This window comes from Paenibacillus sp. MMO-177, assembly GCF_037147795.1.
Classification (GTDB): domain Bacteria; phylum Bacillota; class Bacilli; order Paenibacillales; family Paenibacillaceae; genus Pristimantibacillus.
This window is the reverse complement of record NZ_JBBCUR010000001.1, coordinates 1,069,976-1,084,729: the sequence shown is the minus strand read 5'-3', so window position 1 is coordinate 1,084,729 and position 14,754 is coordinate 1,069,976. Positions and strand designations below refer to the sequence as shown.

Genomic DNA, 14,754 nt, shown 5'->3' with positions numbered 1-14,754 from the left:
TCATAGGGGAGATGAGAACAGGATGAAGAATTTTCGTCTGTATGCGATCACGGGAGAGCAATTCCATCCCGGCCGAGACATGCTGGAAGTGATGGAGGAAGCAATCAAAGGCGGCGTGGATATTATTCAGCTGCGGGATAAGGACGGCAGCCCCGCGGAGGTGCTGCGCAAGGCGAAGGCGCTGCGTGAGCTGACTCGGAAATATGGCGTGACGTTTATCGTCAACGACTATATCGACATTGCGCTGGAGGTAGACGCCGACGGTGTCCATCTCGGGCAAAACGACGTCTCGCTCACGGAAGCAAGACAACGCGTCGGAGATAAAATCATCGGCATTTCCACGCATGCGATTGAGGAAGCTTTGCTTGCCGAAGAGCAAGGCGCCGACTATATCGGCGTTGGGCCGGTATTCCCGACAAAGACAAAGGTGGACGTCGTTGATCCGGTAACGGTGGCTTATGTTCGGCAGGTAGCGGAGCAGGTCCGCATTCCTTTTGTCGCGATTGGCGGAATTAAGCTTAGCAACGTGGATGAAGTGCTTGCGGCGGGAGCAACAAGAATTTGCGCGGTAAGCGAGATTGTCGGAAGCTCCGATGTCGCGGGCACCTGCCAAGCCTTCCTCCGCAAGCTGGAAGGAGTGCGTTAATCACATGCAGCTCATCGTAAATGGCGAGGTTAAAGAGCTGGAAGCCCGTACGATCGAGGATGTAATCCTCTATTTTGGTTTGGAAAGGCGACCGGTCGTCGTGGAAGCGGAAGGCGAGATAGTCGCGAAGGAACAGTGGCCGGATACGCAAGTAAGGCCGCGGATGAAGATAGAGCTGGTTCATTTTGTCGGGGGAGGCTGAGCGTAGAATGAAAAAGGATGTATGGCATATCGGGGGACATGAGCTCACCTCGCGGTTTTTTATCGGGACGGGATTATTCCCAAGCCCTTACGTGCAGAAGGAAGCGATCCGGGAGTCGGGGGCGGAGGTGCTGACCTTTGCGATTCGCCGGATTAATCTCGCTTCAACCGAGGATGATTCGATTCTGCAGCATGTGGAAGGGGAGGGCTTCCGTTTCCTGCCGAATACGTCCGGCGCAAGCACGGCCGAAGAAGCGGTCCGCATTGCCCGGTTGGCAAGAGCTTCGGGGCTCAGCGATTGGATCAAGGTCGAGATTAGCGCTAATGAGCGCACGCTGCTGCCCGATCCGCTGGAGACGCTGAAGGCAACGGAAATTCTCGTCAAGGAAGGCTTTACGGTCCTTCCTTACACCTCCGATGATCCGATCCTGTGCAAAAGGCTGGAGGAAGCCGGAGCGGCTGCCGTTATGCCGGGTGCAGCGCCTATCGGTACCGGGCTTGGCATATTGAATCCGTATAATATCGGCCTAATCGTGGAGGAAGCGAACGTGCCGATTATCGTGGATGCGGGCCTTGGTTCGGTCAGCGACGTGGCGCAGGCAATGGAGCTTGGCGTGTCGGGCGTGCTGATGAATACGCCGGTTGCCAAAGCAAAGGATCCGGTCGGCATGGCGCGGGCGATGAGGCTGGCAATTGAAGCGGGTCGTCTGTCTTATTTGTCCGGACGGATATCGAAGAAGCGTTACGCATCGGCAAGCAGCGGTCACGAGCAGTTTATTGTGAAATAACGGGCCGATAACTTGATAGAAAGCTGGTCTAACCATGGGAGAAACGATTGTCATTATGGGCGGAGGCGTAGTTGGTCTCTCCTGCGCCTTCGAGCTCCAAAAGCGAGGACATCAGGCTATTGTCCTGGAGATTGGCCGCTGCGGCGGGCAGGCCTCCGGGGCCGCGGCCGGGATGCTCGCCCCCTACTCGGAAAATGTGGAAGGGCCTGATGATTTCTTCCGCTTGTGCCGGGAAAGCCTTCGGCTGTATCCGTCCTGGCGAGATGAAGTCCGGCAGGTGTCCGGGCGGACGTTCGAATATACGGATTCGGGCAGTCTTTATATTGCCTATCATGAAGCGGACCGTCTGGCGCTGGAGGGACGACGCCTCTGGCAAAACGAGCATGGCTCCAGCGGCATTGTGCTGGAAGGGGATGCATTGTTCCGTCAGGAGCCGATGCTGTCCCGCGAGGTGAAGGCCGCGCTATACACGCCGGAGGAAAGCCATGTTTATGCACCGGACTATGTGTTGGCACTTGAGCAGGCTTGCCGCCAGACCGGCGTTCGGATCTTCGAGCAGCTCGGCAAAGTAACCGTTGAAGAATGGCGCGATGAGCTGATCATTACTGCGCAGGAGGGCTGGAGCTTTACCGGCGACCGGCTGGTCGTCTGCTCCGGCGCCTGGGCACAGGAGCTTGAGGATGTATTGGGCATCCGGATTCCGGTATACCCAATCCGCGGTCAGATCTGCGCCTATGAAGCGGAAGTGAAGCCGGTGCGGCATATGGTGTTCTGCAATCAGGGCTATTTGGTTGCAAAAGAAAACGGTACGCTCGTATGCGGAGCTTCCGAGGATGTGGCGGGCTTTGATACAACCGTTACGGAACGGGGAATCGAGCGGCTGCGCAAATGGAACAAGCAGGCGTTTCCGTTTCTCGCCGGGCAGGAGCCGTTTCACCGCTGGGCAGGCCTCCGCCCATCCACGCAGGACGGTTTCCCTTTGCTCGGACCGCTGCGGGAATCGGGCGGCCGCGTCATTATGGCGGCGGGCCATTACCGCAACGGCATTCTTCTTAGCCCGGTAACGGCACAGGTTGTCGCCGATTATATCGATACCGGCAGCAGGCTGCCGGCGTTTGCGCCGGAACGGTTTTCCTACTAAACGATAAACGGGGTGACATAGAGATGGCGGAATACATAAACGGTAATGTCGCGCGGGCTTTGACGATTGCCGGCTCGGACAGCGGCGGCGGAGCCGGCATTCAGGCGGATTTGAAAACGTTCCAGGAGCTTGGCGTCTACGGGATGTCCGCCCTGACGGCGATTACCGCGCAAAATACGCTTGGCGTGCAGGGCGTCTTTCCGCTCGCAAAGGAAGCGGTAAAGGCGCAGATTCACTCCGTCGGCAGCGATATCGGCGTTGACGCTTTAAAGACCGGGATGCTGTTCAGTGCGGAGATTATTGAGGAAGTGGCCGAGGCAATTGCTTTCTTTGGCTGGACGAAGGTTGTTGTAGACCCGGTTATGATTGCAAAAGGCGGCGCTTCGCTCCTGCAGGTAGAAGCCGTTCGGGCTTTAACCCGCAAGCTGCTGCCGCTCACGATGATTATTACGCCGAACATCCCGGAGGCGGAGCATCTGACCGGGATGGCCATCCGGGGCAAGGCCGACAAGCTTGAAGCGGCGAAAAAGCTGTCCAGCCTCGGCGCCCGTTATGTCCTGATCAAAGGCGGGCATGAGGCCGGAGCCGAAGCGGTCGATTTGCTCTTCGACGGCAGCGGCTATAGCGAGCTTTCCGGCAAACGGATCGTCACCGAGCGCACGCATGGCACCGGCTGCACCTATTCGGCTGCGCTAACCGCCGGTCTGGCTCAAGGGCTTGATATCGAGGAAGCCGTGCGCCAGGCAAAGGCCTATATTCAAGCCGCCATTGAAGACGGCATTATCATCGGCGGCGGACATGGCCCAACGAATCATTGGGCATACCGCAAGAGAGGACTAGTCATCAGTTAGCGGGACAAGATCCAGTCTAATTCCGCGCTCCCGGTCATACATATGATTAAGAGGAGCGTGAATAAGTTGGAGGATAACAAAGTCAAGCGGTATTATCAGCTCAAGCAAAAGCAGAAGGAAATCGAGCAGGAATTATCCGAGCTGCGCGGTGAAATTATACAGCATTGCGCCGAGCTGGACCTCTCCGAACTGGAGGTAGGCAGCTACAAGGTGAAGATTGTTTCCCAGGAGCGCAAGGAATTTGATGAGAGCAAGCTGTATGCTGCTCTTCCCGATCCCGACGTATGGCGGCTGCTTTCGAAGCCCGATACCTCCAAAATCGCCGGTTTGATCAAGCTGAATGTTATATCCGAAGATACCATCAAGGATACATTTTCGGTTAAGCACTTATTTCTTCTTCAAGTGGATAAGAAGTGAGAAATCCTCTATCGAAGCATTTCGATGATGAGCGACCGCGTTTAAATGTAGGATTTATCGCCAAATAGAATTTAAGTTTCCAGTGTTTCGAAAACAGGTAAATTCTATTGTGGAGACCTTTCTATTGTGGATCCCCGTCCAACCTTGTCGGAAAATTGGGCGGGGATTTTTTGCTGATGAAATGTTGACAATATTAAGAATTGTGCGATAATTATAATAAGCTTAGTTCTCGGCAATGCCGAGAAGCGGGGAAACCAATCTTTTGGGGCGAATCAGCCGGTTTTTGGCTGTAGGGAACCATCTATCCCGAGTCCGTCAGCTAACCTCGTCAGCTTTGAGATGGGTCTTTTGCGAATAACATTGCAAACGATAGACCCTTGCTGGGTCTTTTTCTGTTTTAAAGGCCCACAATGCACACAGACCATGTTCATGCTCTGTGCTGCTGGGGTCTTTTTTTTCATTTTTCGTGGAGGTGGGATGGACTTCCCGGCATAGGTGATGCTTTTAATAACCTTTTGGAGGGATGCGAAATGGTACAACCAATGGCCGATAACGGTAGATCGGCAGGTCTGTCGGAGGCGGAAAGAGAACGGCTTAAGAAGCATTTTCGCGTCAATGATTATTACTTAAACCTGATTGACTGGGATGATCCGAAGGATCCGATCCGCAAGCATCTGATTGCGGCGGCGGGGGAAGCCCCTCACGGGATCCAGGAGTTCACTTGGGAAGCTGCCGGATGTAAGCACATTTATCAATCGATGGTTCTTCTCCCAGTGTCCCAGGCAGCAGAAGGAATTGCTTACATCGCAGAACATAATGAGATCCATAAGGTTGTGCTGACGGGAGATAGTCTGACGTTGGGTATCGCCAAGCTGACTAGAATTATCGAGCAGCTGCGGGATATCGAGCATATCGGCACGATTAGGCTGGATTCCAGAATGCCGGTTCATAATCCAATGCGGATTTATGAGGATCATGAACTATTAGAGATGTTAAGTCGGTTCTCAAGTCCTCAGAAGCGGATCTATTTGATGACTACGATTAACCATCCGAGAGAACTAACGGCCGAAGCAAAGAAAGCTTTTAATGCCCTTCACCAGGCGGGAGTTGTCGTTCTCAATCAAACCCCTATTGTCAAGGGCGTTAATAATGACCCTCTTCTGTTAGGCAAGCTGATTGATCAGCTGTCCCAGGCTGGGGTTTCGCCCTATTCCTTTATCATTAACCGCCCTAATCCTTCTTATCCCGAGTATAGTCTATCCCTGCAAACGCAGTTCTCCATCGTTCAGCAAGCAAAAGAACTAACCGCGGAGCTTGGAAAGCGGATCAGGCTTTTGATGGCCCATGATTATGGCAAGGTTGAATTGTTGGATATAGAAGGCGGCAAGGCCTACGTGAAATATCATCACTACCAAGAAGAGGGGAAAGGCCGTTTTATCATGTTGGATTGTCCTCCTGAAGCATCGTGGCTGGAGGATCTGTCGGAGCATGACGATCATATGGTCTATCTGCCGTCCGGTCAGCCTGCCAAGAATAAATAAAGGATGTTCGTAAGCAAAAGGAGAAGTAAGAAGGGATCGTATTTCACATCCCGGGAGGCTTCCGTCAATGAGAGTATACAGCCAGGAAATTGTGAACGCCCTGCAGGCTCAGCAGGAAGAAGTAAACTTGAACGGCACGCAGGTTGTTGTGAAGGTTAATCCGGAGGAGACAAGAGCCGGTTATCTGGATCCTTATGAGCTGCAGCTTATTAGAAAATGGATCGGGGAACAAAAGGCAGCACCGGCCGAGGCGCCGTCGCCGGAGGAACAGCTTCAGCTTATTCGCGATTCCATGGGATTTCCGAACCGTAATTTGAATACGGCGGAGATTTACACGAGTTATGAACGAATCCAGCTTGGCGGCAATGAAGTTGGCCTATGGCGGTATTACCCGCGCAAATCGATGCGCAAGCCGGGCAAACCTTGTCTTATTTATATCCACGGCGGCGGCTGGATCGGCGGTACCGTGTTTGCGGTTGAGAACCCTTGCCGGTTGATCGCCGAGCTGGCCGATGCCGTTGTCTTTAATATTGACTATTCGCTCGCTCCCGAGCATAAATTCCCTAACGGGTTTAACGATTGCTTTAATGCCGTTCAATATATTTACGAGCATGCCGAGGAATACGGCATCGACCGGAACCGGATTGCCGTAGGCGGCGACAGTGCGGGCGGCAACCTGTCGGCAGCGGTAGCAACGAAGGACCGGGATTTGGGTACGCGTATGGTTGCCCAGCAAGTGCTGATTTATCCGTGCGTCACCTTCCTTAACGGGGTGAACGGTTATCAGTGGGAGCTGTCCCAATTCGAGATGGCGGACGAACAAAGAGCCATGATTGATTCGATGCTGGGGATTGGACGGCCAACCGAAGCTGATCCGGAAGGCAGAAAAGCATGGGAGCTTTATCTTTCAAGCGAAGATGACGTGCGTAATCCTTATGTCAGTCCGCTTCTGGCAGACAGCACGGGACTGCCGCGCACGTTATGCGTCGGAGCGGAATTTGACGGGCTGCGCATTCAGTCGGAGGTATACAGCAGGCAGCTTGCGGCTGCCGGCGTTCCGGTAAAGACGATCCGGTATAAAGGCTGCACGCATGCTTTTATCGACCGTCTGGGCTTTGTGCCGCAGGCAGAGGATTTATGTATCGAAATCGCAAACGCTTTGAAAGCCCTATAATTGAAGAGATCGTTTTTAAAGCCCGTTCTTCCTTGATGGAAGAGCGGGCTTTTTAACGTTAATCTTGCGCGGGAATTTGAAAAATCAGGATTATAGCATAGTTGACAGCAAGCAACAAGCAAGAAAATACTCATTAAAGGCTCACGCGATTCTCAGAAAGTGTTAAGGACCCAAGAAACGTCTAGATTACAGCGTTTTTAACGCTTTCATTTTCCGCTCGGTGCCAATTTTTGCGGGTGTTATTGGGGTTCCGAGCCTATTTATAATAGCCCTATCAACAAGTTAGGGAGTGAGTAATAAATGAAATTCATGACTAAAATTGCTATGCTGTTGGTAGCTATCGCTTTGCCGGTAACAGCTCTGTTGCATACAACTGCGGATGCGGCGATGTCTGCGGATGCAAAAAGAAACAAGGTTGTTCAAACCGCAATGAATCTAAAAGGTAAAGTCAACTACGTGCACTGGCAAGACCGTCAAGAGAAAAAAGCCCCTTACGCGACAGACTGCTCCGGCTACACGGCGCTTGTATATAAATTGGCTAACGTTGGCGTTACCCTGGTTAACCGCGATGATGATGCTCAAGCAAAAGTGGGCACTAAAGTAGGCTACGGCAACTTCAAAAAAGGCGACCTCTTGTTCTTCTGGAACAGCGGCTCGAAAAACCATAAAGACGTAGGCCATGTCGGCATCTACATCGGCAACGGCAAAATGATTCATAACGCAAGCCCTTCGGCAGACGTTATTATTTCGGATGTTAACTCGAAGTATTATAAAGATCGTTTCATCGTGGGACGTCGTGTGATTAACTAGGTTTGACTGATTAGGTGAGTTAACGCTTACACTGCGCATTCGAATATTCCTTTCGACCGCTGTTGCTCGGGGGTTCCTTGAACAAGTTAAAGTTGGGGGAATCCCCGAGCAAAGGCGGGCTAAAAGCTTTCTGAAAGAAAGCTACATCGGAAGCATAATCTACGCTTCACAAGGAACATTCGAATTCTCCGTTGGAGGTTAACTACAGCTAAAAGGCAATATATTTAATTGCTTAAAAGAACAGGGGAAGGCCGTACGGAGTGATCCGTACGGCCTTTTTTTTGGCGCGTTAAATGATTTCTGCGTTGACGGAGTCGGGATCCTTTACGATATGATGGCGGACATGCTGGATCATCTTTTTTACGCGGACGGCTTCGGCGCTGGAAGGGTCAAGCTTTTTATAATGGGCGGTGAGGGGGACGACCTTGAAGGAGCTTCGGCCTCCCGTTTTGCTGATCCGTGTCCAGGTTGGAATAAATTCGATCTTCTTGATGCGGATCGTGCCGTCGTCCAGCTTGCGTACATGAAGCTGAGTGATTAAACCGGTTAGCGTATGGTCGTTGTAATAAAGGCGGGTCGAAATAATATTGCCGAGGGAATAGATGGCAAATTTGCGGATACCGGATCCGCTTTTGTAGAAGACGGCTGGCTGAATGGTATGCGAGTGGGCGCCAAGAATAATGTCCGCGCCATTTTTGAATAATAACTGCACCAAATCCTTCTGTCTCTGAACCGGGTTGTTCGAGTACTCTCTGCCTACATGCAGGCATACGATAGTCAGATCGACGTTTTTGGCCTTCATCCGCTTCAGGTCGGAGACCATCTTGGTCGGATTGATCAGGTCAACCGCCCATTTATGGTCTGAGGGAACCGGGACTCTATTTGTGGTGTTCGTATAAGCAAGGAAGCCGATTTTGATGCCTTTGATTTCCTTGACGACAAGATTCTGCGCATCGTTCTGCGTCCGGTAAGTACCGGAATGGGCAATTCCTCTGTCGTCGAGTATTCGGAGCGTACGCTTCAGTCCGTTAATGCCGTTGTCCATGCAATGATTATTGGCTGTCGAGACAAAGTCGAAGCCGAGGTTTTTTAACGTATCGGCAAAAGCATCCGGGCAATTGAACATGGGCCAGTTCGTGCGCGGATTCCGTTTTACGACACTGTAAGCGTCCTCGGAGGTTTTCCCCGCAAATACGGTTTCCAGGTTGCCGATGGTCAGATCGGCATTGCGCAGATAAGGGGCGATCGGCTCGAACAGATGGTCGAAGGAGTAACCTTTTTCCCCTTTGCAGGAGTTTATAATACGCGTCTTCATCAGGAAATCCCCGACTGCGGCTATCGTTATTTCCGTGCTCATAATTCATCTCCGTTTATTTGGTTATTGGAAGCAGGCTGCGGGCGTATTGAAAATGCGTATGCCGGCTTTGCTCCCAGGCTTTGACTCCGTATACCTGCCGCATAATCGTTTTACCGGGCTTAATATTGATCTCAAGCAGCCACAGCTTGCCGTGAACATCGACGGCGAGGTCAATGCCAAGCTCGCAAAGGCGGGCATTGTAGGCTTTTTCCGTAAACGTCGGAATATATTCCGCGAGTTCGCGGATGGATTTGGCGAGCTCTTCGCCTTTCTCTTCGCCAAATTCTTTTTTTAGATAGGAGCTTGCTTCATAGGCATGGCCGCCGCTCTTCAGGTTGGACGTGATCCGGCCGCGTTTTGCTTCCCGCACGGCAATCCCCGTCGTCTCCCAGTTCCCTTCGCTTTTCTTCAGAATCAACGCGCGAATGTCATAGATAACTCCTTGCTTGTTCCGGATATCGATCCACTGCTGCATGATTTGACGTTCCTTGCTCAGCGAGCGTCTAATCAACGAACGGATGCCTGCAGCATCCGTCATTCGCCTTTGCTCGCCTTTCTGCACTTTGTACTGTCCTTGCTCCATCGTGACGCGTACGATATCTCTGCCGCCCCAGCCGTTAATCGGCTTCAGCATGACGCTTTTGTACTTTTTTACAAAGGCTAGAAAGCTGCTGGGGTCCTTCACCTGTTCAGTAGGAAGAAGATGCGGCTTCAGAACGGGGGAAGTAACCAGATGCTTCTGGATTCGCATTTTGTTGCCGAGGCCGTAGCCGGTAAACGGGAAAGAGGGCGCTTTTTTGACCAGAGATGCTCTGGCGACTTGCGATCCTTTGTAAAATCCGATATCCATGTTTATCCGGGGGAAAGGCATTGTCTTCCTGCTCCAAGTTCCGCCGTTATATACGTGGCCTGTTATTTTTCTGGTTGTCAGATTCACATCTTTAGGGGTGTAAACGAGAATGCCGCTAAACTTCTCGGCGAGAGCAGATTTGGCATGTCTTGCGAAGCTTCCCGGATGGCCGAATCGATGGGTCATGATTCCTAAGATGTCGCTCATCTTTGTTTCTCCTGTCCTTTGGCCTTAAGCTGTAGTCGGAACTGTGTATTATCATATGAAAAATGATATTTGTCCGGCATGGGATAAACGCCCATTCCTCAAGGAGTAGGCAGGTACGGAAGGTACTTTTTGCAGGGGGAAGGAATAGTATGGAGCAAGCGACTAGCCTCATGCAGAAGGACATGTAACTGCGGTATATCAATGGAGGAGATTCCACCATGAAAGGCTATATGATTAAATATCCGGGGCGAAAATGGTTAAAGCATGTAGCATTGTCAGGCGAAGATGAGCTCCGTGATTACTTGCCGGATACGGAGCAATTTACGCCAAAGGGTTTTATCGGCATGATCGACCGTTACCCCGTCCTGTTCGTAAAGCCGGATCTCGGCATGCAGGGACAGGGCGTCATGAAGGTTTATTATAAGGATGACCGAGTCGTCATTCGGACGGAAAACAGCCGTTATTCGTTCCAATCCGCAAAATTCGCAGCCATCAAGTTGAAGCAGCTGATCGGTACCAAGCGGTATATTATGCAGCAAGGGATCGATCTGATTAAGATTAACGGGAATCCCATAGATTTTCGTATTCTTCTGCATTTGCGGCGGGATGAAACCTGGAAGTTCTTTGGCATTATGGGTAAGATGGCGGCGCCGAACCGGTTCGTGACCAACCATAGCAGCGGGGGAAAAGCGATCCAGCTGCATCGTGCGCTTGGCCTTACGAAGCAGGAATGCGAGCCATGGGAGAAGAAGCTTGGAGAGATCGCGCTTCAGATTGCGCAAGGGATGAAGAAGCATTTTCCGCTGATTACCGAGCTTGGCCTCGATATCGCAATCGATACCGAGCACCGCGTCTGGCTGCTGGAGGCAAATACGAAACCGCAGTTCCAGCTGTTCCGCCATCATTCCAATCCTAAGCTGTACGCCCAGATCGCCAATTCGGTTAAGAATATAAGAAGGGAAGGATAGGGGCGGAGCTAAAAATGATCAGAGTGACTATTAAGAATATCCTAATTGGTATATAATGGGTGATAAATAGCATGTGAAGCATACCGCTCTTTTCCGTTGCAAACGGAAGAGGGCGGTTATTTTATTTTTAGGGGGGTTAGGATGTTCGATTCATATTACGAGGAGTGGCTAGCAGTGCAGTTGAAGGCGGGAAGCAGTGATCGGCAAAGGCGGCTTCGGGAACATGGCTATGCAGAGAGGATATTTATGGAGCAAGTGTGGGTGCCGGCAATCGGACAGAGCGAGTATTTGCATGGCGAGTATGAAGTGAGTGATTTTAAGGATGGCGTGCGTTTGTTGGATTTCGCTTATGTCCGCCATCCGTACAGGATTGCGATAGAGATTGACGGTTATGGGCCGCATTGCCGGGATATCGACAGGCGGGGCTTCGCTGACCGCTTACTTCGGCAGAATCATTTGATGCTGGACGGCTGGGTCGTGCTTCGTTTCTCGTTTGACGATGTGAAGGAGCGTCCGCGTCAATGCCAGCAAATGCTGCAGCAGATGCTCGGGAAATTATACAGCCAGGAAGCCGGCAAGGATATGACATTGCATCAAAGGGAGATTATTCGAATTGTATCTTATCAATAGAAAGCCTGTATCGCCGGTAGAAGTAAGCAAGGCATTGGGGATTAGCACGCAGTTTGCGCGAAAGCTGATGCTGGATCTGGTGGACAAGCAGTATTTGATGTCGGCTTCGCAAGGCGAACGCGTGCGTTACTATCGTCTCGGGAAAAGGAAGCTTGAGCGATAAGAGACGGCGTCGCTTTTTAACGATGTGCGGCATCGTTAAGCCGGTCACGACCGGCGGAAACAAGGAGCCTAACGATACGGCACATCGTAAAGATTCGCGAGTCCGCCCATTTTAGCCGTAAAACGGGATGAAATGGACTTTTAGCGATATGGGACATCGTTAATGCTGCCGGTGCAGGTGAAATAGAAGAGCTTAACGATGCAGTACATCGTAAAGGCTCCACGGGAAGACGCTTGGCGTCTGCGAAAGTGCCCTCACCGTGTCTGCAAAGTGCCCAACAGACCGGGCGCAGCTCGTTTTAAGCCTCATATGGGTCGAATTGAGTCGAAAATTTTACTTTTGGGGAAGCGTTAAAGTATGATGGATACATAAGAAAGTTTTCGTGAGATTTTACCGTGGTATGGAGGGAATTCCCATTACGAACATGATGTTGAACGACGCAATGACGATGCTGAAGCTGACAAGCCGGACCTTTTATATTCCGATTAGCAAGCTGGTACCAGAGTTAAGAGAAGCCGTATCGTCCGCCTACCTGTGCATGAGAGCAATTGACGAGGTAGAAGACGACGAGAAGCTGCCGGCTCCGATCAAAAAAGAGCTGCTGCTTGGAGCGGCGCAAGCGATGAAATCTCAAAATATCGAGGAATCGCTTCATCAGGTGTGGCAGCCTCACCGGGATAAGCTTCCGGAAGTAACGGTGCGCATGTCCGAATGGGCGCAGCTTTGCCCGGCCGGCATTGCCCCTACCGTATACAATTATATTTCGATGATGGCTGAACAGATGGCGGACTGGGTAGGAACCTCGTGGAATATCCGGACGGAAGAGGATCTGGACAAGTACACTTACAGCGTTGCCGGAATGGTGGGCGAAATGCTGTCCGATATTTGGCGCTGGTATGACGGGACGGAGACCGACCGTGTAAAAGCGGTTGCATTTGGCCGCGGCCTGCAAGCGGTTAACATTATGCGCAACCGTGCGGAGGACATGGAGCGCGGCGTAGATTTCTTCCCGGATGGCTGGGGTCTGAAGGAGATGCTGCGTTACACCCGGCGCAACCTGAAGCAGGCGGATGAATATCTCGCAGATCTGAAAAAAGGTCCTGCGCGCACCTTCTGCCAAATCCCGTTGTCGCTAGCGCATGCGACCGTTAACCTGATTGCCGTCGGCGGCAATAAACTGACGCGGGATGCCGTGCTGAAGATCGTCAGCAAGATCAAGTAACTCCATACAAAGAAAGTGCCCCACAGCACCGTGCTGTGGGGCTAAATATTTATATAATTAAAAGGGGGGTTGAGTCTTATTATAGGCAATGTTCATTAAAGAAAGATGAACATTACATTTCGAGTATGTTACAAATATTAACCAAACGATTCCAATCGTTTAAGTGAGCCTATGTCCGCCGTCCACATGCTGGACGGTACCGGTAACAAACGAGCTTTGCATCAAAAAGAGCACGCATAACGCAACGTCCGAAGCAGAGCCGACTCGCTTGGCAGGTAGCTTTCCAGCCACCGTATCATACAGCTGCTTCCGCGCTTCCTCCGGCATTTTGCTTCGCGAAGGAGTATCGATAATGCCTGGAGAGACTACGTTGACCCGAATGGGAGCCAGCTCAAGCGCCAGCGTCTCTCCCAGGTTCGAGACGGCTGCGTTAACGGCCCCCAAAGCCGCTGAACCAGCCATCGCTTTATAGGCCACTACCCCCGAAAATAACGTAATGGATCCGCCATCCGCAAGCTTAGGGGCGCCATATTTGGCCGCATAGTACTGACCCCAGAATTTATTCTCGAACAGCTCGCGGGAACGGGCCGATTCAGTCTGAAGGAAAGAGCCGCCCGAGGTTTCGGCCGCGCTGACTACCAGATGATCCAGATTTCCAACCTTCTCGAAAAAGAGCTTCACCTGCTCCTCGTCTGTTGTGTCCAGCACATAAGCGGATGCGGCGGGACCCAATTGATTAACAGCTGCCTGCAGCTTAGCCTCCGAACGGCTTGCAATAACAACTTCCGCACCTTGCTCTATTGCCTGACGTGCCGTTTCCAGTCCAATTCCGGAGCTTCCCCCGATAATAGCGATCCTTTGATTTTGCAGCATTTTGAATCCTCCCCAATATGAATGCAAGAGCGCTATGCTCTTGCGATGAGCACAGCATAACGCCAATAGTTCCATTTGGGAAGTAGTGTTATTTTATTCATAGAGTTACCGGAAAGTAAGTTTTGTGTCAGAACAAGGATTAGCGGTTTAGTTTATTTTTCAGCCAGTGTAAGGCCAAACCGTTTCAGTTCGATAAAAATTCCCTCAAGCTGCTTGCCCCTCGCCGTTAATGTGTACTCCACTCTAGGCGGCACCTCCGGATATACCTTCCGCTTGATAATCCCTTTTGCTTCAAGCTCCTTCAGCCTGAGCGACAGCGTCTTGGGGCTGATGCCCTCCATCCCTTTAAGCAGATCGCTAAAACGCAGGGTTCCTTCGATAAGCAGATCGCGAATGATGAGGAAGGTCCATTTGGTTCCGATTACGTCCAGCGCAGCTTCAATCGGACACGGCTCCCCGGGTGTTCCTTTATTTAATGCAACAGGTTCCATCACGCTGTCTCCATCCTTCCCTCGGAAGATTTGGTCTGTCTGTTCCCATAGTAGCATAATCGATAGCCCCGGAGGAGAAGATGTCCAAGCCAAATCGCGGGACGCGCATACGATAGAAAGGCAAGTATTCTAGCATTAAAAGGAGAGAGGTAGGATGGCAGCTAAGGGGAAAGGCATCCGGGAAAATCAGGTTTATTCGAACCGGGTCGTACGTTCGGAATTTGATAGGAACTGGAGGAGTATCATTACAAGAAGCGGGTACTTTGTCTATATTGCGAAAAGAAACCATGCCCAAGTAACGGTACTGCTTTCAACAGGATCGGAAAAACTCATTACCTTCAATAAAGGCGGCAAAGTTTTTGTAGGCTCAGGCGGCGTCAGTCATTACACTAAGCCGCATTGGGTGAAAAATCTATAACGCACT

At 51.3% G+C, this 14,754-nt stretch carries 18 protein-coding genes and 1 riboswitch; of the genes, 14 read left to right on the top strand and 4 right to left on the bottom strand.

The window, feature by feature from the left end; genetic code table 11:
• The first annotated feature begins 22 nt into the window (after nt 1-22).
• The 9 genes from thiE (at nt 23) to WFK81_RS04775 (ending at nt 7,569) form a co-directional block, all read left to right on the top strand.
• On the top strand, nt 23-646 hold the full coding sequence (gene thiE / locus WFK81_RS04815; RefSeq protein ID WP_336785287.1) for a thiamine phosphate synthase: 624 nt from the start codon (nt 23-25) through the stop codon (nt 644-646).
• A 4-nt stretch (nt 647-650) separates the two neighbouring features.
• Nucleotides 651-848 (top strand): sulfur carrier protein ThiS, encoded by a 198-nt coding sequence (gene thiS, locus WFK81_RS04810; RefSeq protein WP_336785286.1) that lies wholly within the window; start codon nt 651-653, stop codon nt 846-848.
• A gap of 7 nt (nt 849-855) precedes the next feature.
• On the top strand, nt 856-1,635 hold the full coding sequence (locus WFK81_RS04805; RefSeq protein WP_336785285.1) for a thiazole synthase: 780 nt from the start codon (nt 856-858) through the stop codon (nt 1,633-1,635).
• A gap of 34 nt (nt 1,636-1,669) precedes the next feature.
• A complete protein-coding gene (thiO, locus tag WFK81_RS04800) occupies nt 1,670-2,776 on the top strand; it encodes a glycine oxidase ThiO (RefSeq protein ID WP_336785284.1) in 1,107 nt (368 codons plus the stop codon).
• A gap of 23 nt (nt 2,777-2,799) precedes the next feature.
• Complete coding sequence (gene thiD, locus WFK81_RS04795) at nt 2,800-3,627, top strand: bifunctional hydroxymethylpyrimidine kinase/phosphomethylpyrimidine kinase (protein ID WP_336785283.1); 828 nt, start codon at nt 2,800-2,802, stop codon at nt 3,625-3,627.
• Nucleotides 3,628-3,693: 66 nt separating this feature from the next.
• The gene (locus tag WFK81_RS04790; protein ID WP_336785282.1) at nt 3,694-4,044 is read left to right on the top strand and encodes a hypothetical protein; all 351 of its coding nucleotides are present in this window, start codon (nt 3,694-3,696) and stop codon (nt 4,042-4,044) included.
• A gap of 209 nt (nt 4,045-4,253) precedes the next feature.
• A riboswitch (cyclic di-AMP (ydaO/yuaA leader) is annotated at nt 4,254-4,392 on the top strand.
• 182 nt (nt 4,393-4,574) lie between these two features.
• Nucleotides 4,575-5,585 carry a KamA family radical SAM protein gene (locus tag WFK81_RS04785; protein WP_336785281.1) on the top strand — a complete coding sequence of 337 codons (1,011 nt, stop codon included), beginning with the start codon at nt 4,575-4,577 and terminating at the stop codon, nt 5,583-5,585.
• Between the two features lie 67 nt (nt 5,586-5,652).
• Entirely contained in the window at nt 5,653-6,759 is a 1,107-nt protein-coding gene (locus WFK81_RS04780; protein WP_336785280.1) for an alpha/beta hydrolase, read from the top strand.
• A gap of 300 nt (nt 6,760-7,059) precedes the next feature.
• Nucleotides 7,060-7,569, top strand: a complete 510-nt coding sequence (locus tag WFK81_RS04775) for a C40 family peptidase (protein WP_336785279.1) — start codon at nt 7,060-7,062, stop codon at nt 7,567-7,569.
• Nucleotides 7,570-7,858: 289 nt separating this feature from the next.
• Here WFK81_RS04775 and WFK81_RS04770 read toward each other — a convergent pair whose 3' ends face one another.
• Together WFK81_RS04770 and WFK81_RS04765 are read right to left on the bottom strand one after the other, a co-directional pair.
• A complete protein-coding gene (locus WFK81_RS04770) occupies nt 7,859-8,926 on the bottom strand; it encodes a CapA family protein (protein WP_336785278.1) in 1,068 nt (355 codons plus the stop codon).
• A gap of 13 nt (nt 8,927-8,939) precedes the next feature.
• Complete coding sequence (locus WFK81_RS04765; protein WP_336785277.1) at nt 8,940-9,983, bottom strand: YheC/YheD family endospore coat-associated protein; 1,044 nt, start codon at nt 9,981-9,983, stop codon at nt 8,940-8,942.
• A gap of 218 nt (nt 9,984-10,201) precedes the next feature.
• On the opposite strand from WFK81_RS04765, the gene WFK81_RS04760 reads away from it, so the two are divergent.
• From WFK81_RS04760 to WFK81_RS04745, 4 genes are all read left to right on the top strand, one after another.
• On the top strand, nt 10,202-10,951 hold the full coding sequence (locus tag WFK81_RS04760) for a YheC/YheD family protein (RefSeq protein ID WP_336785276.1): 750 nt from the start codon (nt 10,202-10,204) through the stop codon (nt 10,949-10,951).
• Between the two features lie 141 nt (nt 10,952-11,092).
• Nucleotides 11,093-11,581, top strand: coding sequence for a DNA-binding response regulator (locus tag WFK81_RS04755; protein WP_336785275.1), 489 nt, complete (start codon nt 11,093-11,095; stop codon nt 11,579-11,581).
• Nucleotides 11,565-11,744, top strand: a complete 180-nt coding sequence (locus WFK81_RS04750) for a hypothetical protein (protein WP_336785274.1) — start codon at nt 11,565-11,567, stop codon at nt 11,742-11,744. Before WFK81_RS04755 ends, WFK81_RS04750 begins: the two co-directional genes overlap by 17 nt.
• Before the next feature lie 400 nt (nt 11,745-12,144).
• Complete coding sequence (locus WFK81_RS04745) at nt 12,145-12,966, top strand: phytoene/squalene synthase family protein (RefSeq protein ID WP_336785490.1); 822 nt, start codon at nt 12,145-12,147, stop codon at nt 12,964-12,966.
• 159 nt (nt 12,967-13,125) lie between these two features.
• Here WFK81_RS04745 and WFK81_RS04740 read toward each other — a convergent pair whose 3' ends face one another.
• Together WFK81_RS04740 and WFK81_RS04735 are read right to left on the bottom strand one after the other, a co-directional pair.
• The gene (locus WFK81_RS04740; RefSeq protein WP_336785273.1) at nt 13,126-13,839 is read right to left on the bottom strand and encodes an SDR family oxidoreductase; all 714 of its coding nucleotides are present in this window, start codon (nt 13,837-13,839) and stop codon (nt 13,126-13,128) included.
• A gap of 152 nt (nt 13,840-13,991) precedes the next feature.
• A complete protein-coding gene (locus tag WFK81_RS04735) occupies nt 13,992-14,330 on the bottom strand; it encodes a winged helix-turn-helix transcriptional regulator (RefSeq protein WP_336785489.1) in 339 nt (112 codons plus the stop codon).
• A gap of 154 nt (nt 14,331-14,484) precedes the next feature.
• Between WFK81_RS04735 and WFK81_RS04730 the strand changes: the two genes are divergently transcribed.
• Nucleotides 14,485-14,748, top strand: coding sequence for a hypothetical protein (locus tag WFK81_RS04730; RefSeq protein ID WP_336785272.1), 264 nt, complete (start codon nt 14,485-14,487; stop codon nt 14,746-14,748).
• Nucleotides 14,749-14,754 lie beyond the last annotated feature (6 nt).